Source organism: Flavonifractor sp. DFI.6.63, assembly GCF_024462255.1.
Classification (GTDB): domain Bacteria; phylum Bacillota; class Clostridia; order Oscillospirales; family Oscillospiraceae; genus Lawsonibacter_A; species Lawsonibacter_A hominis.
The window spans coordinates 15,226-35,691 of the sequence record NZ_JANGBE010000032.1; the positions used below are offsets into that span (position 1 = coordinate 15,226).

At 62.3% G+C, this 20,466-nt stretch carries 21 protein-coding genes; 7 read left to right on the forward strand and 14 right to left on the reverse strand.

Annotated elements, in window-relative coordinates; translation table 11 throughout:
- Positions 1 to 4 precede the first annotated feature (4 nt).
- The 5 genes from NE547_RS14340 to trpE are packed head-to-tail and all read right to left on the reverse strand — an operon-like array spanning position 5 to position 4,460.
- The gene (locus NE547_RS14340) at positions 5 to 610 is read right to left on the reverse strand and encodes a phosphoribosylanthranilate isomerase (protein WP_256176240.1); all 606 of its coding nucleotides are present in this window, start codon (positions 608 to 610) and stop codon (positions 5 to 7) included.
- On the reverse strand, positions 607 to 1,401 hold the full coding sequence (trpC, locus tag NE547_RS14345; RefSeq protein WP_256176241.1) for an indole-3-glycerol phosphate synthase TrpC: 795 nt from the start codon (positions 1,399 to 1,401) through the stop codon (positions 607 to 609). The genes NE547_RS14340 and trpC overlap by 4 nt, the downstream gene beginning before the upstream one ends.
- Positions 1,402 to 1,403: 2 nt before the next feature.
- Positions 1,404 to 2,417, reverse strand: a complete 1,014-nt coding sequence (gene trpD, locus NE547_RS14350) for an anthranilate phosphoribosyltransferase (RefSeq protein ID WP_186906982.1) — start codon at positions 2,415 to 2,417, stop codon at positions 1,404 to 1,406.
- A complete protein-coding gene (locus NE547_RS14355) occupies positions 2,410 to 2,988 on the reverse strand; it encodes an aminodeoxychorismate/anthranilate synthase component II (protein WP_186906981.1) in 579 nt (192 codons plus the stop codon). The genes trpD and NE547_RS14355 overlap by 8 nt, the downstream gene beginning before the upstream one ends.
- Positions 2,985 to 4,460: an anthranilate synthase component I gene (gene trpE, locus NE547_RS14360; protein WP_256176242.1), complete on the reverse strand. Its 1,476-nt coding sequence runs from the start codon at positions 4,458 to 4,460 to the stop codon at positions 2,985 to 2,987. Before trpE ends, NE547_RS14355 begins: the two co-directional genes overlap by 4 nt.
- Before the next feature lie 523 nt (positions 4,461 to 4,983).
- Here trpE and NE547_RS14365 point away from each other — a divergent pair.
- Together NE547_RS14365 and NE547_RS14370 are read left to right on the forward strand one after the other, a co-directional pair.
- On the forward strand, positions 4,984 to 6,159 hold the full coding sequence (locus NE547_RS14365; RefSeq protein ID WP_256176243.1) for an NADP-dependent malic enzyme: 1,176 nt from the start codon (positions 4,984 to 4,986) through the stop codon (positions 6,157 to 6,159).
- 43 nt (positions 6,160 to 6,202) lie between these two features.
- Positions 6,203 to 6,433, forward strand: coding sequence for a hypothetical protein (locus NE547_RS14370; RefSeq protein ID WP_256176244.1), 231 nt, complete (start codon positions 6,203 to 6,205; stop codon positions 6,431 to 6,433).
- Positions 6,434 to 6,526: 93 nt separating this feature from the next.
- On the opposite strand, the gene NE547_RS14375 is transcribed toward NE547_RS14370, so the two are convergent.
- The 9 genes from NE547_RS14375 to rbsK all read right to left on the reverse strand — a co-directional run bounded on the left by NE547_RS14375 (position 6,527) and on the right by rbsK (position 15,561).
- Positions 6,527 to 7,534: a LacI family DNA-binding transcriptional regulator gene (locus NE547_RS14375; protein WP_186906977.1), complete on the reverse strand. Its 1,008-nt coding sequence runs from the start codon at positions 7,532 to 7,534 to the stop codon at positions 6,527 to 6,529.
- Between the two features lie 123 nt (positions 7,535 to 7,657).
- Positions 7,658 to 8,560, reverse strand: coding sequence for a dihydrodipicolinate synthase family protein (locus NE547_RS14380; RefSeq protein WP_186906976.1), 903 nt, complete (start codon positions 8,558 to 8,560; stop codon positions 7,658 to 7,660).
- Between the two features lie 61 nt (positions 8,561 to 8,621).
- Positions 8,622 to 10,124, reverse strand: coding sequence for an FAD-dependent oxidoreductase (locus NE547_RS14385; RefSeq protein WP_186906975.1), 1,503 nt, complete (start codon positions 10,122 to 10,124; stop codon positions 8,622 to 8,624).
- A gap of 78 nt (positions 10,125 to 10,202) precedes the next feature.
- Positions 10,203 to 11,528, reverse strand: coding sequence for an ABC transporter substrate-binding protein (locus tag NE547_RS14390; RefSeq protein ID WP_243204691.1), 1,326 nt, complete (start codon positions 11,526 to 11,528; stop codon positions 10,203 to 10,205).
- A gap of 64 nt (positions 11,529 to 11,592) precedes the next feature.
- Positions 11,593 to 12,438 (reverse strand): carbohydrate ABC transporter permease, encoded by an 846-nt coding sequence (locus NE547_RS14395; RefSeq protein ID WP_256176245.1) that lies wholly within the window; start codon positions 12,436 to 12,438, stop codon positions 11,593 to 11,595.
- Positions 12,439 to 12,448: 10 nt separating this feature from the next.
- Positions 12,449 to 13,207, reverse strand: a complete 759-nt coding sequence (locus NE547_RS14400) for a carbohydrate ABC transporter permease (RefSeq protein WP_256176246.1) — start codon at positions 13,205 to 13,207, stop codon at positions 12,449 to 12,451.
- Positions 13,208 to 13,553: 346 nt separating this feature from the next.
- Positions 13,554 to 13,961, reverse strand: a complete 408-nt coding sequence (locus NE547_RS14405; protein ID WP_256176247.1) for an RbsD/FucU family protein — start codon at positions 13,959 to 13,961, stop codon at positions 13,554 to 13,556.
- Positions 13,954 to 14,565 (reverse strand): SIS domain-containing protein, encoded by a 612-nt coding sequence (locus tag NE547_RS14410; protein WP_256176248.1) that lies wholly within the window; start codon positions 14,563 to 14,565, stop codon positions 13,954 to 13,956. The genes NE547_RS14405 and NE547_RS14410 overlap by 8 nt, the downstream gene beginning before the upstream one ends.
- Positions 14,566 to 14,595: 30 nt before the next feature.
- Positions 14,596 to 15,561, reverse strand: coding sequence for a ribokinase (gene rbsK / locus NE547_RS14415; protein ID WP_256176249.1), 966 nt, complete (start codon positions 15,559 to 15,561; stop codon positions 14,596 to 14,598).
- 352 nt (positions 15,562 to 15,913) lie between these two features.
- On the opposite strand from rbsK, the gene NE547_RS14420 reads away from it, so the two are divergent.
- The 5 genes from NE547_RS14420 (at position 15,914) to NE547_RS14440 (ending at position 20,454) form a co-directional block, all read left to right on the forward strand.
- Entirely contained in the window at positions 15,914 to 16,591 is a 678-nt protein-coding gene (locus tag NE547_RS14420) for a response regulator transcription factor (RefSeq protein ID WP_186906969.1), read from the forward strand.
- The gene (locus NE547_RS14425) at positions 16,578 to 17,978 is read left to right on the forward strand and encodes a cell wall metabolism sensor histidine kinase WalK (protein WP_186906968.1); all 1,401 of its coding nucleotides are present in this window, start codon (positions 16,578 to 16,580) and stop codon (positions 17,976 to 17,978) included. Before NE547_RS14420 ends, NE547_RS14425 begins: the two co-directional genes overlap by 14 nt.
- Before the next feature lie 117 nt (positions 17,979 to 18,095).
- Complete coding sequence (locus NE547_RS14430) at positions 18,096 to 18,857, forward strand: ABC transporter ATP-binding protein (RefSeq protein WP_256176250.1); 762 nt, start codon at positions 18,096 to 18,098, stop codon at positions 18,855 to 18,857.
- A gap of 1 nt (position 18,858) precedes the next feature.
- Complete coding sequence (locus tag NE547_RS14435; RefSeq protein WP_186907009.1) at positions 18,859 to 19,560, forward strand: ABC transporter ATP-binding protein; 702 nt, start codon at positions 18,859 to 18,861, stop codon at positions 19,558 to 19,560.
- Positions 19,561 to 19,578: 18 nt separating this feature from the next.
- Positions 19,579 to 20,454 (forward strand): branched-chain amino acid ABC transporter permease, encoded by an 876-nt coding sequence (locus tag NE547_RS14440; RefSeq protein WP_186906967.1) that lies wholly within the window; start codon positions 19,579 to 19,581, stop codon positions 20,452 to 20,454.
- Positions 20,455 to 20,466: the final 12 nt, after the last annotated feature.

Sequence of the window (20,466 nt, forward strand, 5' to 3'; positions counted from 1 at the left end):
GCTCTCATTCCTCTCTGGCGGCGGTCACCGCCGCCTGTATTTTGGCAGGGTCCTTGACCCCGTCCGTCTCCACCCCGCTGGACAGATCCAGCCCATAGGGGCGCAGGGCGGCGACGGCCCGGGGGATGCTCTCCGGCGTCAGCCCTCCCGCCAGCAGGAAGGGGCGATGCACGCTCCCCGCCAGGGACCAGTCGAAGGTCTGGCCGGTGCCCCGGCCGTTATCCAGCAGCACCAGATCCGCGCCTGAGGCGTCGGCCGCCGCCAGGTCGGCCTGGGAGCGGAGCTGGAACGCCCTCCAGACCACACAGCCCGGAGCCAGCGTTCGCAGGACGGAAATGTAGGCGTCATCCTCACGGCCATGGAGCTGAGCGACGGAGATGACGCCGCTGTTCAGCAGGGCGGCCACCTCCTCCGCCGGCCGGTCCACGAACACCCCCACCGGCCGGATGTCCGGGTCCAGGCCCGCCCGCAGGGCGCGCGCCTGCTCGGGGGTCACGTTTCGGCGGCTGCTGGGGAAATTGAGGATGAATCCGCACCAGTCCGGCTTCGCCGTGTTCACATATCGCACGTCCTCCGGCCGGGTGAGGCCGCAGATCTTGATGCGGGTCATCGGGCCGCCTCCCGCAGGGCGGAGAGCATGGCCCCCCTGTCCGGGGCGCGCATGAGCGCCTCGCCCACGAGCACCGCGTCCGCGCCGATCCGTTTCAGGGCGGATACGTCCTCCGGGGCGCGCACGCCGCTTTCCGCCACGTAGAGCACCCCCGGCGGGATCTGATCCCGCAGCCGGGCGGCGTTGGAGAAGTCCACCGAAAAGTCCTTCAGATTCCGGTTGTTCACCCCGATGATCTTCGCCCCGGCGGAGACGGCGCTGGCGATCTCCCCTGCGTCGTGGGCCTCCGCCAGGGCGTCCAGCCCCAGCTTCTCACAGATCCCCAGATACCGGGCCAGCTCGTCCGTGTCCAGCAGGGCGCAGATCAGCAGCACGCAGTCCGCCCCCATGAGCCTGGCCTGATAAAGCTGATATTCATCCACCGTGAAGTCCTTGCGGAGCATGGGCAGGGACACGGCGCCCCGGATCTCCCGAAAGATCTGATCCGAGCCCAGGAACCACTTCGGTTCGGTGAGGCAGGAGATGGCATCCGCCCCCGCCGCCTGATAGTCCCGCGCGATGTCCCGATAGGGGAAGTCCGGCGCGATGACCCCTTTGGAGGGGGAGGCCTTTTTCACCTCGCAGAGGAAGGACAGGCCCGGCCGCTCCAGGGCCGCGCGGAAAGGGGCGCCGCCGGCCCGCCCCAGGGCCCGGCACTGGGCCTGGAGCGCGTCCAGGCTGGTCTCCTCCTCCGCCGCCGCCACCCGCTCCCGGGCGTGGGCGGCAATGGCCTGCAGAATGGTGGCGGCCATGCTCAGCCCTCCCGGGAGAGGCGGACGATCTCCTCCAGCTTTTCAAGGGCCGCGCCGGAGTCGATGAGCTCCTCCGCCTGCTTCACGCCGCCGGCCATGGTGCCGGCCCTGCCGCCGATGTACAGCGCGGCCCCCGCATTGAGGCATACCGCCTGACGCTTGGCGCCCCGCTCCGTCCCCTCCAGAATGGAGCGGGTGATGGCGGCGTTCTCCGCCGGGGCGCCGCCTGCCAGCGCCTGCTTGCCGCAGCGGGGATAGCCGAACTGCTCCGGCGTGAGCTCATAGGACTGGAACCAGCCGTCCCGGATCTCGCACACGGAGGTGGGGGCGGACATGGAGATCTCGTCCAGCCGGTCCTGGCCGAACACCACCATGCCCCGCCGCACCCCCAGGTTGGACATGACCTGGGCCAGCGGCTCCACCAGGGCGGCGTCGTAAACGCCCATCAGCTCCCGCCGGGCCCCGGCGGGGTTGGAAAGGGGCCCCAGGATGTTGAACACGGTTCGGATGCCCAGCTCCCGCCGCACGGGCGCCACATATTTCATGGAAATATGGTAGTTTTGGGCAAAGAGAAAGCAAAAACGCTGCGCCTCCAGCAGCTGGGCGCTCTGTTCCGGGGGCAGGGCGATGTTGACTCCCAGCGCCTCCAGCACGTCGGCGGCGCCGCATTGGGAGGAGGCCGCGCGGTTGCCGTGCTTGGCGACCGGAACGCCGCCGGCGGCCACCACAAAGGCCGAGGTGGTGGAGATATTGAAGGAGTTGGCCCCGTCGCCGCCGGTGCCGACGATCTCCAGCGCGTCCAGGTCGTGGAGCAGCCGGACACAGTGGGCGCGCATGGAGGCGGCGCAGGCGGTGATCTCATCGATGGTCTCCCCCTTCATGGCCAGCGCGGTGAGGAAGGCGGACATCTGGATCGGGCTGGCCTGGCCGCCCATGATCTCGTCCATTACGGCGGCGGCCGTGTCATAGGACAGGTCGTGCTTGGCGGCAAGCTGATGAATGGCTTCTTTAATCATGATGGGTTCCCTCCAGAAAACGGTGCAGGATGGCGGCGCCCTGGGGCGTCAAAATGGACTCGGGATGGAATTGCAGGCCGTAGACGGGATAGCTGCGGTGTGCCACCGCCATAATTTCCCCGTCTTCGCTGCGGGCGGTGACCTTCAGACAGCCGGGCAGAGACTCCTCCGCGGCGGCCAGGGAGTGGTACCGCCCGGCGGTGATGGCCTCCGGCAGGCCGCGGAAGAGGGGACAGGCCTGATCCAGCATTACCCGGGACTGCTTGCCGTGCATGAGCTGCCGGGCGTAGGAAACGCGCGCGCCGAAGGCCTCGCAGATGGCCTGGTGGCCCAGGCAGACCCCCAGTATGGGCACCGCGCCCGCCAGCTCCCGGACCGCCTGCTCGCACACGCCGGCGTCCGCCGGGCGGCCGGGACCGGGCGAGAGGATCAGGCGGCTGGGGGCGAGGGCGCGCAGGTCCCGGACCGTCACCGCGTCGTTGCGGACCACCCGGATATCGGGCGTGATGCTCCCCACCAGCTGATAGAGGTTATAGGAAAAGCTGTCGTAATTGTCGATGAGCAGGATCATAGGTCTCTCTCCTTCTGGGCCAGCTCCAGGGCCCGGACCACCGCCTGAGCCTTGTTGATGCACTCCTGAAATTCTTTCTCCGGCTCCGAATCGGCCACGATGCCCGCCCCGGAGCGGATGAAGACCTTGCCGTTTTTCCGGAAGGCCAGGCGGATGGCGATGCAGGTGTCCAGGTTGCCGGTGAAGTCCAGATAGCCGATGGCGCCGCCGTAGACGCCCCGCTTGTTGTTCTCCAGGACGTTAATGATTTCCATGGCCCGCAGCTTGGGCGCGCCGGAAAGGGTCCCCGCGGGCAGGATGGCGTCCACCGCGTCCACCGCGTCCCGGTCGTCCCGCAGTACGCCCCGGACGGTGGAGCCAATGTGCATCACATGGGAAAAGCGCTCAATGGACTGGTAGCGCTCCACCTCCACCGTACCGAAGCGGCTGATCCTGCCGATGTCGTTGCGGCCCAGATCCACCAGCATGTTGTGCTCGGCCAGCTCCTTTTCGTCGGCCAGCAGCTCTTTCTCCAGGGCGGCGTCTTCCTCCGGCGTTTTGCCCCGGGGCCGGGTGCCCGCCAGCGGGAAGGTGTGCAGCACCCCGTCCTCCAGCTTGACCAGCGTTTCCGGCGAGGCCCCGGCAAGCTCGATCTCGTCGCTGGTAAAGTAGAACATGTAAGGGGAGGGATTGGTGGTGCGCAGCATCCGGTAGGCGTCCAGCAGGGAGCCTTCAAATTCCGCCTCCAGCCGGTTGGAGAGGACCACCTGGAAGATGTCGCCCTCAAAGATGTACCGCTTGGCCCGCTCCACCATGGCGCAGTAGGCGGCCTGGTCGAACAGCGGGGTGATGGGCCCGGTCAGGCGGCCGGGCTGACGGGGGAGCGCTTCGCCGCCGCGGAGCAGCTGGGCCATCCGCTCCAGCTCGGCGCAGGCGGCGGGGTAGGAGACGTCCAGGTCCTCCGCGCCGGCGCTGACGATCAGGATGAGCTTCTGCCGGAAGTGGTCGAAGACCACCACCTTCTCAAACAGCATCAGGTCCATATCCTGAAAGCCCTCCTGGTCCTGGGCGTCCAGCACCAGCGCGGGCTCGGCGTATTTTACGTAATCATACGAGAAGTAGCCCACCAGTCCGCCGGTAAAGGGCGGCAGGCCGGGCAGGCGCGGGCTTTTGTGGGCGGCGAGCAGCTCCCGCAGGGCCTGGCCGGGATGGGCGGTGCGCCGGCGCAGGGGCTCCTCCCCCCGCAGCGTGAGCAGGCCGTCGGTGCAGGTGACCTCCAGCGTGGGGTCAAAACCTAAAAAGGAGTAGCGGCCCCAGCCGCCGCTGTCGGCGGCGGATTCCAGCAGGAAGCAGTGCCCGCTCCGAGCCCGCAGGATACGAAGCGCCTGAATGGGAGTGGTAAAATCGGAGAGGAGCTCCCGGCTGACGGGGATCTTCCGGTAGGCTCCGCAGGCCGCGATGGCGCGGGCCTGCTTGAGTGAGGGATAATACATGCGTTGACCTCCTTCGGGACGGGGCAGCAAAAAACGCCCGTCCCTGACAGTAATCTGTCAAGGACGAGCGTATCACGGCTCGCGGTGCCACCTTGATTCGCGGCCGATGGGCCGCGCACTTTGCGGGATACCAGCATATCCCCGGCAACAAACGTATGCCTCCACGTCGCGAAATACTAAGCCTCGCCGGCGGTTCCTCGCGCCCTCTGTGATCCATTTGCCTGCCTGCGTCCTGCCCGGCTCTCAGCTGCCCGGACTCTCTGTGAGTGCACAACAGACGTTATCTTCACATCAACGGTTTACCCTATTAAATTTTGACATATGATACACCAGAAAAATTGAGTTGTCAAGAGCGGCTGGAGCATTTTTTACCGGTTTTTCCGAAAAACAGACCGCGCTGTTCCGGAGCGGGGCGGGAGGCGGGGATCGGCATTGACTTGGTATGGAACGTGCAAGTATAATGATGACTGCTGAAGAAGAACGGTCAAATCCCTGAAGCAAAAAAGAAGCGGGAGGAATCGACATGGATTATGCAAAAGAAGCGCTGCGCCTGCATCGGGAATGGAAGGGAAAGCTGGAGGTCACGCCGAAGGTGCCGGTGGCCACGCGGGAGGATCTGAGCCTGGCCTATACGCCCGGCGTGGCCGCGCCCTGCCTGGAGATCCAGAAGGACGTGGACCAGAGCTATGAGCTGACCGGCCGCTGGAACACCGTGGCGGTGGTTACGGACGGAACGGCGGTGCTGGGGCTGGGGGACATCGGTCCGGAAGCGGGGATGCCCGTCATGGAGGGCAAGTGCGTGCTCTTCAAGGCATTCGGCGGAGTGGACGCCATTCCCCTGTGCGTGCGCAGCAAGGACGTGGACGAGATCGTGAATACCGTGGCCCTGCTGGCCGGGTCCTTCGGGGGCGTGAACCTGGAGGACATCTCGGCGCCGCGGTGCTTTGAGATCGAGCGGAAGCTGAAGGAGCGCTGCGATATCCCCATCTTCCACGACGACCAGCACGGCACGGCGGTCATTACGCTGGCGGGCCTGACCAACGCCCTGAAGGTGGTGGGGAAGCGGAAGGAGACGGTCCGTGTGGTGATAAACGGCGCCGGGGCGGCGGCGATCGCCATCTGCAAGCTGCTGCTGGCGGCGGGCGTGAAGGACGTGACGCTGTGCGACCGCAGCGGAGCCATCTACGCGGGCCGGGAGAAGGGGATGAACGCCGTCAAGGAGGAAATGGCCCGGGTGACCAACCTGCAGAAGCGGGCGGGCAGCCTGGCGGAGGTGCTGGCGGGGGCCGACGTGTTCATCGGCGTGTCGGCGCCCGGCGCGGTGACGGCGGAGATGGTGCAGACCATGAACCGGGACGCGATCCTGTTTGCCTGCGCCAACCCCACGCCGGAGATCTTCCCCGACGAGGCCAAGGCAGGCGGGGCGAAGGTGGTGGCCACGGGGCGCAGCGACTTCCCCAACCAGATCAACAACGTGCTGGCGTTCCCAGGCATCTTCCGGGGCGCGTTCGACGTGCGGGCCAGCGACATCAACGACGCCATGAAGATCGCGGCGGCCGAGGCGCTGGCGGGCCTCATTTCGGATGAAGAGCGCAACGCCGATTACATCATCCCCGCCGCCTTCGACCCCCGGGTGGGCAGGACGGTGGCCGCCGCCGTAGCCCAGGCCGCCCGCGACAGCGGCGTGGCCCGCATCTGAGCGGGAGCGGTCCGCAGATGGGGACAGAAAGCGGGACGGCGCCATGGATCATACGCTGGAGGGCCTGAAATGGCTCAATGCGGCCCGGTTTCAGTCCCTTTATGAAGTGGCCGGAGGCTTTGGATGCAGGATCGGACCAAACCTGTTCGGCTGCTATCTGCCCGCCCCTTCTTATCGTCAGGCTTGGTCTGCCATCTCCCTGGCCGGCATCGCCGCCCTCGGCGTGCTGCTGCTCTGCTGCGCAGACCGGCGGGCCGGCTGTCCCCAGCGCTGATGCGGAAACCGTACGCAGTGCGCACATATGCGCAGAAGCCCGCCGCCTTAAGAAGGCGGCGGGCTTCTGTTTTATTGTACGGAAAACGGAAAATCACAGACCGTGGGACTGGCGGATGGTCAGGGCGGCGGGGATGCGCACCACACGCTGCTCCGGCTGTTTGCCGTCCAGCAGCTGCAGCAGCAGTTCGCTGGCGGTGCGGCCCATCAGACTGGCGTTCTGGGTCACGGCGGTCAGGGGCGGATTGGTGATCTCCGTCCACTCATAATTGTCAAAGCCGATGACCGCGACCTGTTCCGGGACATGGATCCCCTGCTCCTGAAGCTCTTTGACGGTGCCCAGGCACAGCATGCTGTTGGCGGCAAAGATGGCGTCCGCGCCCGCCCCCAGCACCCGCCGTGCGGCTTCCATGCCGCAGGACATGCTGTAGGCGTCCATCCGGCAGATCAGCAATTCGTCCCGGGGCAGGCCCAATTCCTCCAGCACATCCAGATAGCCCTGGTAGCGTTCCACGGCGGTGGAGTTGGGAAAATCCGCCCCAATGAACGCGATCCGACGCCGTCCGGCCTGGTAGAGGACCTTCATGGCCTCTACCGTTACTTCACGATTATTGGAACAGACCAGGGGCAGCTTGCCCCCCTTCACCCAGCGGTCCACCAGCACCACGGGAACGCCGCAATCCTCGATCCGGGCAATGTCCTCATAACGCAGGGTGGGCGGCACCAGCAGGATGCCGTCGATCCAGCGCCGGTGGAGGATGGACATTCCGCTGAAGAAATCCTGGGGGCGGGACTCCGGATAGGTGGAGACGATCAGCTCATAGCCGGATTCCTGCAGGCGGGATTTGGCGCCGTTGAGCACATCAAAGAAAAAACAGTTAGTAGAGTTGTTCTGCTCAGTGGCGGGAATGATGATCGCTACGGTACGGGACCGGTGGGTCTTCATCATCTGGGCGGCAAGGTTGGGCCGGTAATTGATCTGAGCGGCCGCCTCATTGATCAGCTCCATGCTGCGCTGTGAGACCGGCCGTGTGCCATTGAGCGCGTGGGATACCGTTGTGATGGACAATCCTGTCATTTCTGCAATGGTCTTGATTGACATAACCCTACTCCATTACCTTGAAAACCTTACAAACACAGGCCTTAAACCTGGCTTCTATGTAATCTTACCGCAAATTTAAGCAATGTCAACCCCTTTGCCGCTCCTGTGGAGGCGGGAAGCGCGCTACAGCGCCTCGTATTCCGCCATGATCTGCGCGATGACGGCGACCTGCTCATCGGTCAGATTCATACTGCCCTGCCGCATATAGCGTGCCCCGCGGCCGGCCAGCTCGGTTACCGCTTTGATGGCGGCGTTGCCGTTGCCGCAGCTGTGGATAACCCGGTAAAGGAAGTTGATGCGCCGCTGGCATTCTATGATCTTGTCAGTGTCCCCCTGCTCATAGGCCCGGTACATCTCCACATAGGGCTCCACCCGGGCGTTGGACAAGCCTGAAACCATACCGTCTCCGCCGCACAGCAGGGCGGAGCCGCAGAGATAATCCTCGCCTTGAATCCAGGCAAATTGGTCCGAGCGGGGGCCGAAGAGTCCACGGGAAAACGGAACAAAATTCCCGGAGGAGTCCTTGATACCGGCCACGTTGGGCAGTTTGGAGAGCGCGTATACCGTGTCCAGCTCGATCGTGTTGTGGGTAGTGGATGGAATGTTGTAAAGGATGACCGGGGCGGTGGAAGCAGCGGTGACAGCCGCGTAGTGGGATAGGATGTCCTGCTGGGTCATGGCATGGTAGTAGGGCGGTGTGGAGACGAAGAAGTCCGGCTTGCAGATGGAGAGCGCCTCCAGCTCGGCCAGGGTGGCGCGGGTGTTGGAGTTGATAACGGCCAGGCAGAGGAATACCCGCCCGGCGGCGGTCTCCTGGATGACCTCGAAGACCCGCTTCTTTTCGGCGGTGGTGAGATAAGCGCCTTCTCCGGTCCCGCCGCAGACAAACAAGCCGTTTACGCCGGAGGAGACCAAATATTCGGTCTGTTTGCGCAGCAGCGCTTCATCTACGTCGCCGTTGGGACGCAGGGGTGTGACGATGGCGGGGATAACGCCGTGGAGTTTGCAGTTGGAACCCGTTTTCATAGTTGTCACCTTCTGTGATTGATAGAGTCTCCGGGGCAGAGCCCCGGAGACTGGATTCGGGTCAATCTTCGTAGGAGGCCAGAATCGCTTTGTCCGTAATCAGCCGCCCGTTCTGGCTTTTGATGTAGGCCTGTGTGATGGCGCGGGCACGCGCCTTTTCCTTTCGGGCGCGCGCTTCATCTCTGCGGTAGAGGCCGCCCAGCTGGTCCAGCGCTGCCTGGATCTCTTTGACATCCTGCTGCCTGGGTTGCGCCTGGTTGCGTACACAGACCGCAGCGGCGGCGCCGGCAGCCTGTCCGATCCCCATAATGCCGCCTTGGGTACGGTAGGAGCCATGGGCCTCGCTGGTACCGGAGATGCAGCGGCCAGAAAGCAGAAGCCCGTCGATGTGCTTGGGGACTAGGCTGCGGTAGGGAATATCGAACGTATCCTTGAGCACCATCCAAACGCCGCCGTTGCCATAGCCGGTGGCACCGTCCGGGTTGTGCAGATCAATGGGGAAATAGCCCCTGGAAACGGAGTCCTCAAACTTGCGTCCCTCGTAGGCGTCCTGCCCTGTTAGGGTATACAGACCCTCAATATGGCGCGTCTCGCGTACGCCGACCTCAGAACCAGTGACGCTGACAAATGCGTGTTCAAAGCCGGGCACATATTGGATCATAAACTCAGAGACCGATTCGATCTGCCGGCGCCCGTCCAGCTCGCTCTCCGAGCGTTCCACCACATCGGTGGCGTTTTTGCCGCAGATACGGGTGGCGTTGAAATGCATGGTGTTGGGGTGGATGCCGTTGAGAACGATGACCGAATCGCGGCCGAAGGAAAGCTCGCCCTTCTCCACGGCCTGGCGTACCAGCTGTTTAAAGCCCTGGCCGACAAAATACTTCTGCCTGAGCCGTTCGTCAAATTCCCGCATGGGTACGATATCGGATTTGAACTCAAAGTCGTCCGGGTGGTCCAGAATATACTGATAGACCCGCCCGGTGTCCACATTGGCCATCTCGAACATGGAGGAGGAGGGAGACATCTTGTGGTTCACCGCATCGCCGAGCACATAATTCTCCCCTGCCATCACCGCCACGTCGCCGTCGCCGGTGGCGTCCACCACTACGTGGGCGTGAAGTGGCAGCAGATCGCCCGACTTTGCGGCAACCGTGATGCCGGTCACTCGGCTGCTCTCCATCTGCACGGAACTCAGCGTGGCGTGATAGAGAATATCCACACCGAATTCCACCAGCATTTCGGCGGCTACATATTTATATTTTTCCCGGTCGTAGAAGCCGAGGGAATCGCCGCTTCCGTACGGATCGATGGTCTTCATATGTCCGGTACTGCCCTTTGCACGCACCATGCGGTCCATAAAATCTTGGGGCAGGCCGTCGATGACCTGCTCGTCTTTATAGTGAAAAGGAGAGATGGGGCCCAGTACCGCAGCTGTGGCTGCCCCGCCCAGGAACCCATTTTTTTCTACCAGCAGTGTGGAGGCGCCCAGCTTGCCGCTGGCCATGGCAGACATAATGCCTGCGGGACCTCCGCCGACAACAATTACATCGTAGTAGCGTTTCATGCGTTTACACCATATCCTGTTTTATTTCGCGCAGGCACGGCACCGCCGTGCCTGCGCGTTCATGCGCCTGCAGCGTTTTTATTTGGTGTTATACCACTCGGCGACCTGATCCAATTCGCTTTGCGCGTCAGCACCCTGGAAGACCACACGCTGAACCGCCTGGCAGATCTTGACCTCCAGTTCGGTATAATCAGCCGGATAGAAGGTCATGGTGCCGGTTTTGGCATACTCGCTCCACATAACCATCTCGTCGTAGGTATCCATTGCCTGAACGTCGGCGTCCTCGTAGACGGCAGTGCGGATGGGCATGCAGTTGGCGCTGATCCACTTCTTCTGATTTTCCACGGAATAGAAATACTGAATAAAGTCCCAAGCCATAGCGGGGTCCTGTGCCTGGCTGCCGATGGCCAAGGTCTGGCCGGCCACAAAGGCGGGGGCGACTTCTCCGTCGTTGATGCCGGGGATGGGGGCGGAGGAATAGCTCTGTGCCAGGCTGGAGGACTTGATCGTGGCGGCACGCTGAGTGCCGGCGTTGACGGCATAGAGGCTCCCGGCCTTGAAGCCGTCCACAATATCGTCATAGGTCATGTTCAGCACGGAGGAATCCATGCACCCGGCATCCACCAGGGACTTGATGTACTCCACTACCTGCACGCCGGCGTCGCTGTTGAAGATGGCCTTTCCTTCCGCGTCAAAAATATCTCCTCCAGCGGCGCGGATCCAGGGCACGAAGGTCTCCATCAGGCCGGTTCCGTTGCTGCCCTCGCTCAGGCCCAGGGCAAAGCCCAGGTTCATACCGTCGCTGTTGGAGGCGGTGGCCAGCAGGTCGTCCCAGGAAGCGGGGGGCTCGTCGTAGATGTCGTTGCGGTACCACATCACTGTGACGCGGCTTTCCCAGGGAAGAGAGTAGATCTCGCCGTCAGCCTGGGTCAGTTTTTCTACGGTATGGATATAGTCGGGATTCTCTTCGATAAACGATGTGGCAAACTGGGTCATGGGCTGAATGGTCCCGGCATCGATATGCTGCATGAGCTGATCGGAGAAGGCATTGACAATGTCGGGCCCATTGCCTGCGGCGGTGGCCTGGATTACCTGAGACTCATACTGACTCCAATGGATGCTCTGTACCGTCACAGTGTTGCCGTACTGATTGGTGGCGTTGTACTCATCCACGATCTCCTTAAGCACTACGCAGCGGGGATCATCGGTGGAATTGGGGTCCAAGAAGATGGAGAAGGTCATGTCGATGCCGCCTTGGGGCTGCTCCGGCACCGTAGTCTCGGGCGTGCTGCTTTCGGGTGCGGTGGTAGCGGGAGTACCGCCGCTAGAGTTGGAGCAGGCGGCCAGGGCCAGTACCATCGCTGCCGCCAGCAAAAGGGTCAGGGTCCTTTTGAGCTTTTTCATGTGAATTTCCTCCTTACATTTCATGATATATCCTCGGCGTTCCAGCCGTTTTCCACAAAACAGGTCATCCCTTGACCGCGCCTGCCGCCATACCCTCCACAAAGTGCCGCTGCAGCAGGATGAAGAGGATCACCATGGGGACGATGGAGATCATCACGGCCGCCATCAGATTGCCCCACTGGATGCCATATTGGGAGATATAGTTGTAAAGACCCACGGACAGCATACGCAAGCTGTCCTTGCTGGTAAAGGTGGAGGAGACCAAAAAGTCATTCCAGACATATACCGCGGACAAAAGCGCCGCAGCCACAATGCCGGGCTTGGAAATGGGCAGGATCAGGCGATAGAAGATCATAGGCTTGGAGCAGCCGTCGAGTGTGCCTGCCTCGATGATCTCTTTGGGGAGCTTTTCGAAAAAGCCGCGCAAAATCCAGGTCAGCACCGGGATACGCCAGGCGGTATAGATCAGAATCAGCAGGAAGTGGGTGTCGTAGAGGCCGATTTTGACGGAGAGCATATACAGAGGTACCAGCATTACCACGGGGGGAATCATGCTGGTCATTAAAATGAGAAACATGATCTGGTTACGGAAGCGGATACGGAAGTTGGTCACGGCATAGGCGGCGTGGGAGGCCACAATGGTGGCCACTACGATACAGATGGCAGTAACGATTACGGAGTTAAGCAGATAGCGGGGGAAGCCGGAACGAAAGAGAACGGATAAAAAATTTTCCAGAGTAAATTCGTTGGGAAGCAGGGTGGGGGGGAAGGAGTTGACTTCCGCAGGGGACTTCAGGGCGGTAAACAGGCCCCACAGCACCGGGAAAAGCGCCACCAGCGCGGCGGCGATCAATACCGCATAGGTCAGCGCGTCCAGACCGGGGGTACGGCCCAGCTTCGATTTTTTCATCGCACGCACCTCATTCTCGGTTGGTGTTCAGCAGCTTCACGTAGACCAGACTGAACACGATATTCAGCAGGAAGATGATCACGCCGTAAGCCGAGGCGATATCCATGTGCCAGTAGTTGAAGGCATTTTGATAAGCCGCCAGACTGAGCGTCTGTGTGGAATCGAAGGGGCCGCCCGCAGTGAGGGTGTAAATCAGCGTGACCATATTAAAGTACTCCATACTCTGCATGACGACCGCGGTGATGATGGTGGGGCGGATCAATGGGAGGGTGATACGGGTATAGATCTGCCAGCGGGTGGCGCCATCCATCTGCCCGGCCTCCATCACATCGCCCGGGATGGTCTGCAGTGCTGCAACGGTCAGGATAATTACCACCGGAACCGTATTCCAGGCGTTAGCAAAGACCAGCATGACATTTGCGCTGCCCGCCGAACTAAAAAAGTCTACCTTCCGCCCGGTCAGCTCATAAACCAGATACGCGATCGGTCCGTAATTGCCATTGAGAATCCACCGCCACAAGAGCGCCGTCACCGTCTGGGACAGGACCCAGGGGATAATGATCAGGGTACGCAGGAGCGTATTGCCCCGGATTTTGCGGTTCAGCAGAGACCCGATCGCCACACCCAGAGGGATGACGACCACCAGAGACAGCAGGACATATCGAATGGAATTAAGGATGTTTTTCAGGCCGTTTCCGGTAAAGACGGCAATAAAGTTATCCAGTCCGACAAACGCACCGACCTCGGCGTAATTTGGAGCTGTTGACAAAGTCTGTTTTCAAAAATATGGCCTTGCAAAAAGTTTATCAAATAGCATATATTTGATAGTAAATAACAACAAACAAGCAAGAAAAACCTATTTGCTTTTTCGATAAGGGACTTTGTCAACAGCCCCAATTTGTCGCATGAAAGCTGGTTCGGATCGCCATACAGATGGGGATGATCGTAACCAGCACGATCATAAGGATTGCCGGCGCTAAAAAAGCGGTGGCGACACCGACGTCCGAACTTTTTCGGGTAAGCCGTACTTCTCGGCTGCTTCCAGGCATAATCATTTCCCCCTTATGCGTTCCTAAACGGCTTGGACATCCGCGGCGGATGCATTTGAACGGGCGTCAGCACACGCCGATGGTCAAAAGCAGATTGCCGTAAGTCCGGCTCTCGCCGGTGGAGATGGCCAGGATCACGCCCGGTTCACAGCAGGCGTCGTAGAATTCGTAGCGGCCCAGCGGGGAGAGCGCTATTCCGCCCAGCAGGGAACGGAATTCACCGAAGCATTCGGGTTCCTCGCCGTGTTCCGGCAGCATGACCTCCGCCCGCTCAAATACCGCCACGCTGTTCAGGGCCGCGAGGACCTGGGACACCGTGGGCAGGTCCCGTTCCAGGCCCAGATAAATTTTTTCCGCACTTCCCGCCCGGGTGGACAGCGGAAAGTTCCCGTCGGCAAGGAGGATTTTGTCTCCGTGTCCGCCGTGGGCCAGGGCGGACAGGATGCCGGGATGGATGCATCGGGTACTAACCATGGCCCGCCTCCTGTTCTTCCGGCCGCAGCCTGCCCAGCGTGCCGCCGGGGTGGTGACGGACGTACTCCTGAGGCGTCAGACCATAGTGGGCCTGCAGGCGTACGCTGAGGGCCTGCAATACGATGTTTTCCAGCAAGACCGAGCTGATGGGGGCACGATTCATGGGACCGCCCTCCTGATCCACACGGACCGTCAGGTGCACGTCCGCGTGCCGTGCCAGCCAGGAATCCGGACTGCGGCTGATGCCGATGACCTTGCAGCCGTTGTTGGCAATGGCTGTGACGGTGGCGCGCATCTCCATGGTCTCGCCGCTGTTGGAGATGCAGATGACCGCATCGCCCGCCCGCAGCTGTCCGCAGGAGCCGTGGACCGCCTCGGTGCCGTCCAGGAAATAGGTGGGCACGGCGATGGAGGACATGAGGGAAGCGCCGTATTGGGCCACGTGGGAGGGCTTCCCGATGCCGGTGATGTGGATTCGGTTGCCTCGGTCGTTGGCCGCGATCAAAAGGGACAGGGCGGGGGCGAGGTAGTCCTCATCCAGTTCCTGGACGAACTGAGCGACGTTCTCCCCCACGATCTGCTGAAATTGGGTCAGGGATTCCATAACAAACACCTCCGTAGGACGGACTTGAAGTTAGGAGACGCTGCGCCGGGCCAGCGAGACTTCCACTTCCGCCAGGGTGGGCAGCGAGGGAAGCGCCCCCATGCGGGAGACCGTGATGGCTGCGGTGTGGGTAGCCCGGCGCATGGCCTCGTCCACCGGCTCGCCGCCGGCCAGGGCCACCGAAAGGGCCCCGATGTAAGAATCGCCGGCCGCCGTGGGGTCTATGGCCTGGATACCGGACACACTGGGACAGTGGAGAAATTCCTTTCCCAGATAGGCTGAGCCCACGTCCCCCAGGGTGACGATCACATGCGCCGCGCCCTTGTCCCGCAGGACCGCCGCCGCATGTTCCACCCGCTTGAGGTCGATGCCGTGCTCGGTACGGTGCAGGGGCACGCCGCTGAGCAGTTCCGCCTCGTTCTCGTTGGGGGAGAGATAGGTCACGGCGGAAAGCAAGTCGGCGGGCAGGGGCGCCGCGGGAGCCGGATTGAGCATCACCGGCACCCCGGCGGCACGGGCATACCGGGCGACGGCGATATTGACCGGCAGGGGGATCTCCAGCTGCAGCATGACCATGTCAAAGCCGCCGATTTTCTCCCGGAGGAAGGCCACGTCCGCCTGCGTCAGCAGCAGGTTGGCCCCGGGGACCACCACGATGCGGTTTTGGGTGCTGCCGTCGCTCCGCTGGAACAGCTGCACATTGCCGATGGCAGAAGGCGCCTGGTCGGTGTGTTTTACATGGGACACGTCCACGCCCGCCTCCCGGGCGCATGCCAGCATCGTGTCCCCGTAGGCGTCCCGGCCCACGCAGCCCATCATCTCCACCTGAGCGCCCAGCCGGGCGGCCTGGACGGCCTGATTGAGGCCCTTGCCGCCCGGCGCGGTGCGAAAGCCGGTGCCCAGGACGGTCTCGCCATTCTCCGGCAGGCGCTGGGTGCTGACGATCAGGTCCATCACAAAGCTGCCCACCACTAAAATGTTCGGTTTTTTGCCCATGGCTCCCTCTTCCCGGCGCCGCCGCAGACGGGGACGAACGCAATCTGCGGTGTGGCCTAGTCAAGTCTGGTCTGGATACAAAACGTTTTCACGCAAACGTTTTACACCAAACGTTTTCTATATCGTAGCAAGAAATGCTCCCGTTGGCAAGCCCTTTTTTGAGTGCTCTGCACAAATTTGTTAAACAGATCAAAAATGCCTGTTTTTCTTTGGCTGAAACGCACAAAAAACGGGGGCGATATGCGGCCTGGAACGGCCGTTCCCAGCTGCACGGGAGGCGGTTTTTCTTGACAGGGGCGGCACGTTCTCATAAGATTAAAGAAAACAGACGTGTACGGAGGGAGGAAGCGAGATGCGGGGACTGGTGGCGGACGACGAGGAGGGGATCCGCAATGTGATCCGGGAGTATCTGGAGTTTGACGGACATACGGTGGCGGAGGCAGCCAACGGGGCGGAGGCGGTCTCCCTGTGCCGGATGCAGAAATTTGACTTCATCGTGATGGATATCATGATGCCAGTGATGGACGGCTTTGCCGCCTGCCGGGAGATCCGAAGGGGCGATCCGTCGGTGCCGGTGCTGATGCTCTCCGCCCGGGGCGAGGAGTACGACAAGCTCAAGGGCTTTCAGCTGGGCATTGACGATTATGTGGTCAAGCCCTTTTCCCCCCGGGAGCTGGTGGCACGCCTGGGCGCCATCTGCGCCCGCTCCGCCCGGGCGCAGGACGGGGGCGCGGTCCGGCCCGCGGCCTTCGGGGGGCTGGAGGTGGACCCGGCGGGCCGCAGCGTCCGGGTGGACGGCAGGGCGGTGCCGATGACGCCCCGGGAGTATGATCTGCTCTTTACCCTGGTGCAGAACAAGGGCATCGTCCTCTCGCGGGAACAGCTGCTGCGCAAGGTGTGGGGAAATGATTTTCTGGGAGACGACCGGACGGTGGATACCCACATCAAGATGCTCCGCAGCGCGTTGGGGCCCTACCGCGGCTTCATCGTGACCATGCGGGGAGCGGGGTATAAATTTGAAGCGGTTTGACGTGCATTCCTTCCGCTTCCGGCTCTGGGCGGCGCTGGTGGGATTTGCGGTGCTGGTATGCGGGCTGATGTGGGTCGTCCAGATCACCACCATCCGCACCACCTACGAAAACGACCGGATCGACCGGCTCAAGCAGGCGGGCAATATCATCTCCTCCACCTACGGGCGGGAGGGGTTCGCGGACTCCCTGCGTTCGGTGGCCCGGTCCGGCTTTTTCATTCAGATCCTGCGGGAGGACGGGGTGCTGCTGCGCTCGTTGGGCAACGACGGGGCCGATGCGCCTCCGCCCCAGGAGGATCTGGTGGATTATGGTATCTTTGCACGCCTGGATGGTACCGACGGCTACTATTTTTACCGGGTCCCCGACACCGTCCATGACAGCGAGTGGCTGGTCCAGGTCCAGGTGGTGGCTTTGCAGGACGGCTTGCGGGAGGTGCTTTTCACCAGCACGAACATGGTGCCGGTATCCACCACGCTCTCCATGCTCTCCTCACGGTTTCTTCTGGTCACGGCGGTGGTACTGGTGGTGGCGACGGTGCTGGCCTTTCTGCTGGCGTCCAACCTGTCCCGCCCCATCACTCAGATCACCCAGCGGGCCCTGCGGCTGGCCGGCGGGGATTACGGGGTGGACTTTCCCAAGGGCTCCTGTACGGAGCTGGACCACCTCTCCCACGCTCTGGACACGGCGGCTACGGAATTCAGCAATACCGAGGCCCTGCGCCGGGATCTGATCGCCAACGTTTCCCACGACATGCGTACCCCCCTGACCATGATCCGGGCCTACGCCGAGATGGTCCAGCAGATCTCCGGGGATGATCCGGTAAAACGGGAGGCCCACCTGGACGTGATCGTCCGGGAGACGGAAAAGCTGACCCGGTTTGTCAACGAAACGCTGGACCTGTCCCGGCTCCAGTCGGGCACCATGGAGCTGAATATGGAGGTATTTCCCTTGGCGGAGAGCGTGGAGCGGGCCCTGGGGGACTTCCGGCATCTGTGGGAGCGGGAGGGCTACCGCCTCTTTCTCTCGCTGGACCGGGACGTGCTCGTGCGGGGGGACCGGCAGCAGCTGGAGCGGGCCGCGTTCAATCTCATCAGCAACGCGTTCAATTATACCGGCGGAGATAAGCTGGTGTACGTGGGGGTCAGCCGCTGGGCCGGGGAGGGCCTGTTCGAGGTCATCGACACCGGGGGCGGCATTTCGACGGAGCAGCTCCGGGAGATCTGGGAGCGCTACTATAAGATCAACCGCTTTGACAAGAATGCGGCCAGCACAGGCGTGGGCCTGTCCATCGTGAAAGCCATCCTGGAGCTCCATCACGCCCGCTACAGCGCGGACAGCCGGGAGGGGGAGGGCAGCCGGTTCTGGTTTGCACTGCCCTGTGAATAAGCAGGATGCACAATATTTCAACGAAATATTGTGCATCTTTTTTGCGCCTTTTTCACGCGGCCATCACAAAGCGCCGATATACTGGAGCCAAATTCGAGAGAGACAGGAGGGAACGCCTTGGATATCCTGGAACTGCGTAAAGTCAACAAGCGCTTTGGCGGCGTGCATGCCATCAAGGAACTGGACCTGACCGTAACGCAAGGGACCGTCCATGGCCTCATCGGCCCCAACGGCTCCGGCAAGACCACCACATTCAACGTCATCAGCGGCGTGTTCCCGCCCACCGACGGACAGATCTTTTTCGGCGGCAGGGACATCACCGGCCTGCCCGCCTACGAGATCGCCCGCCTGGGCATCAGCCGCACCTTCCAGATCCCCAAGGTCATGGGGCGCATGAGCGTACTGGATAACGTGATGTGCGGCTATGTTGCCAAGACCAAGACCGAAGCGGCGGACACCTTCCTGCATGCGCCCTTCCGGGCGTCCCGGCAGGAGCGGGCGATGCGGGAGCGGGCGATGGAGCAGCTGGCCTTTGTGGGCCTGGAGCGCTCATCCGGACGCTGGGCCCGGGACCTGGCCTGGGCCGACCAGCACCTGCTGCAGATCGCCCGCGCCCTGGCCACCGGCCCCAAGCTGCTGCTGCTGGACGAACCCACCGCGGGCATGGGGGCCGAGGAGTCGGCCCGGCTGGAAGCGCTGATCCGTCAAATCAAGGAGCAGGGTACCAGCATCATCCTCATCGCCCACGACGTGAAGCTGGTCACACGCTCCTCCGACGTGGTGACGGCCATCGAATTCGGCGCGAAGATCGCCGAGGGCCTGCCCGAGGAGGTCAAAAATCATCCAAAGGTGGTGGAAGCGTACCTTGGAACAGACTAATGTGTTGAACGTCGAGGGCCTGTCGGTCTGTTACGGCCCCATCTGCGCGGTCAGGAAGATCGATCTGCAGGTCCGTCCGGGCGAGATCGTGGCCCTGATCGGCGCGAACGGCGCGGGGAAATCCACCCTGATCAATGCCGTCCTGGGCCTGCAGCGGGCAAAGAGCGGAACGATCACGTTCCTGGGCCAGGATATCACCCGCTGGAAGACGGAGAAGGTGGTGGCCGCCGGCATCTCGGTGGTGCCCGAGGGCCGGGGCATGCTGGCCGATATGACGGTGCTGGAGAATCTCCAGCTGGGCGCCTACCACCACAAAGGGGATTATGGCCCCATGCTGGAGAAGGTCTTCTCCTACTTCCCTATTCTGAATGATCGAAAGACCCAGAAGGCGGGCACCCTATCCGGCGGCGAGCAGCAGATGCTGGCCATCAGCCGGGCGCTGATGGGGGAACCCAGGCTGGTGCTGCTGGACGAGCCTTCCCTGGCCCTTTCGCCGGCCTACGTGGACAAGATCTTCCGGTTCCTGGTGGAGATGAAACGGCAGGGCCTGACCATCCTGCTCTCCGAGCAGAACGCCCGCAAGGCGCTGCAGTATGCCGACCGGGGCTATGTGCTGGACCTGGGCGTGACCGTGATGGAAGGACCCGCCCGGCAACTGGCCGACGACCCCGAGGTCAGGCGCGCCTACCTGGGCGGAGAATAGAAAGGAGGCGGGGAATCCATGGAATCGTTCATCGCACAGATCATCGTCGGCCTCGCCACCGGGGGCATCTACGCGCTGCTGGTGCTGGGTATGAACCTGCTGGTGCTGGTGCGCAACATCGTACACCACAGCTATTCCCACATTGTGGTGCTCACCATGGCCATGGGCTGGCTCACCCTGACCCATACCGGAAACAACATCCCCCTGTGCATCGTGGTGATGCTGGTCTCGGCCATCGTGTTCACCATTGCCACCGAGCCGCTGTTCCGGCCCCTGTCCGTGCGGGGGGCGGACCTGGAGACCGTCACTCTGGCCATGGGCATCGGCATCATCATTACGGAATTTATCTCCAAGTACATCAACGGCGGCGCCAATTTCGCCTTTCCCGACGCCATGACCGGCCGCCAGAACACCATCAATATCGGCCTGATCAGCTTCTCCGCAGCCAATATCGTCACCCTGGTATGCTGCGCCGTGGTGGCGGTGGCGCTGATGTGGTTCCTCTTCAAATCCAAGGAGGGCCGCGCCATCCGGGCTATGGCGCAGAACCTGCGGGTGGCCAGGATGCTGGGCATCCCCTTTGGCCGCACCGGCGTGCTGGGCTTCGGGATCGCAGGCCTGCTGGCGGGCATCATCGCCATCCTGTGCATCATGACCTTGGGCGCCGGGTCCCCCGCCCTGGGCGACACTTTTGCCGTCAAGGCCATTATCCTCATGCTCTTTGCCGGTATGGGCAACCTGAAGGGCGGACTGCTCTCCGCCCTGTTCATGGGCGTGGTGGAGGCCATGGCCCTGGCCTACCTGCCCGGCCGCTGGACCGAGGCCGTGTTCTACGGCGTCATCATGCTGGTCATCATCTGGAAGCCGAACGGCCTGTTCGGCAAGCAGCACTAAGGGGGGAAGACG

Excerpts from the sequence above, each read along its gene's own strand:
- rbsK (WP_256176249.1), bottom strand. The coding sequence starts at position 15,561 with ATGGGCAAAAAACCGAACATTTTAGTGGTGGGCAGCTTTGTGATGGAC.
- NE547_RS14440 (WP_186906967.1), top strand. The coding sequence starts at position 19,579 with ATGGAATCGTTCATCGCACAGATCATCGTCGGCCTCGCCACCGGGGGC.
- NE547_RS14390 (WP_243204691.1), bottom strand. The coding sequence starts at position 11,528 with ATGAAAAAGCTCAAAAGGACCCTGACCCTTTTGCTGGCGGCAGCGATG.
- NE547_RS14385 (WP_186906975.1), bottom strand. The coding sequence starts at position 10,124 with ATGAAACGCTACTACGATGTAATTGTTGTCGGCGGAGGTCCCGCAGGC.
- trpC (WP_256176241.1), bottom strand. The coding sequence starts at position 1,401 with ATGGCCGCCACCATTCTGCAGGCCATTGCCGCCCACGCCCGGGAGCGG.
- NE547_RS14410 (WP_256176248.1), bottom strand. The coding sequence starts at position 14,565 with ATGGAATCCCTGACCCAATTTCAGCAGATCGTGGGGGAGAACGTCGCT.
- NE547_RS14370 (WP_256176244.1), top strand. The coding sequence starts at position 6,203 with ATGGATCATACGCTGGAGGGCCTGAAATGGCTCAATGCGGCCCGGTTT.
- NE547_RS14420 (WP_186906969.1), top strand. The coding sequence starts at position 15,914 with ATGCGGGGACTGGTGGCGGACGACGAGGAGGGGATCCGCAATGTGATC.
- trpD (WP_186906982.1), bottom strand. The coding sequence starts at position 2,417 with ATGATTAAAGAAGCCATTCATCAGCTTGCCGCCAAGCACGACCTGTCC.
- NE547_RS14340 (WP_256176240.1), bottom strand. The coding sequence starts at position 610 with ATGACCCGCATCAAGATCTGCGGCCTCACCCGGCCGGAGGACGTGCGA.
- NE547_RS14365 (WP_256176243.1), top strand. The coding sequence starts at position 4,984 with ATGGATTATGCAAAAGAAGCGCTGCGCCTGCATCGGGAATGGAAGGGA.
- NE547_RS14355 (WP_186906981.1), bottom strand. The coding sequence starts at position 2,988 with ATGATCCTGCTCATCGACAATTACGACAGCTTTTCCTATAACCTCTAT.
- NE547_RS14405 (WP_256176247.1), bottom strand. The coding sequence starts at position 13,961 with ATGGTTAGTACCCGATGCATCCATCCCGGCATCCTGTCCGCCCTGGCC.
- NE547_RS14380 (WP_186906976.1), bottom strand. The coding sequence starts at position 8,560 with ATGAAAACGGGTTCCAACTGCAAACTCCACGGCGTTATCCCCGCCATC.
- NE547_RS14375 (WP_186906977.1), bottom strand. The coding sequence starts at position 7,534 with ATGTCAATCAAGACCATTGCAGAAATGACAGGATTGTCCATCACAACG.
- trpE (WP_256176242.1), bottom strand. The coding sequence starts at position 4,460 with ATGTATTATCCCTCACTCAAGCAGGCCCGCGCCATCGCGGCCTGCGGA.
- NE547_RS14395 (WP_256176245.1), bottom strand. The coding sequence starts at position 12,438 with ATGAAAAAATCGAAGCTGGGCCGTACCCCCGGTCTGGACGCGCTGACC.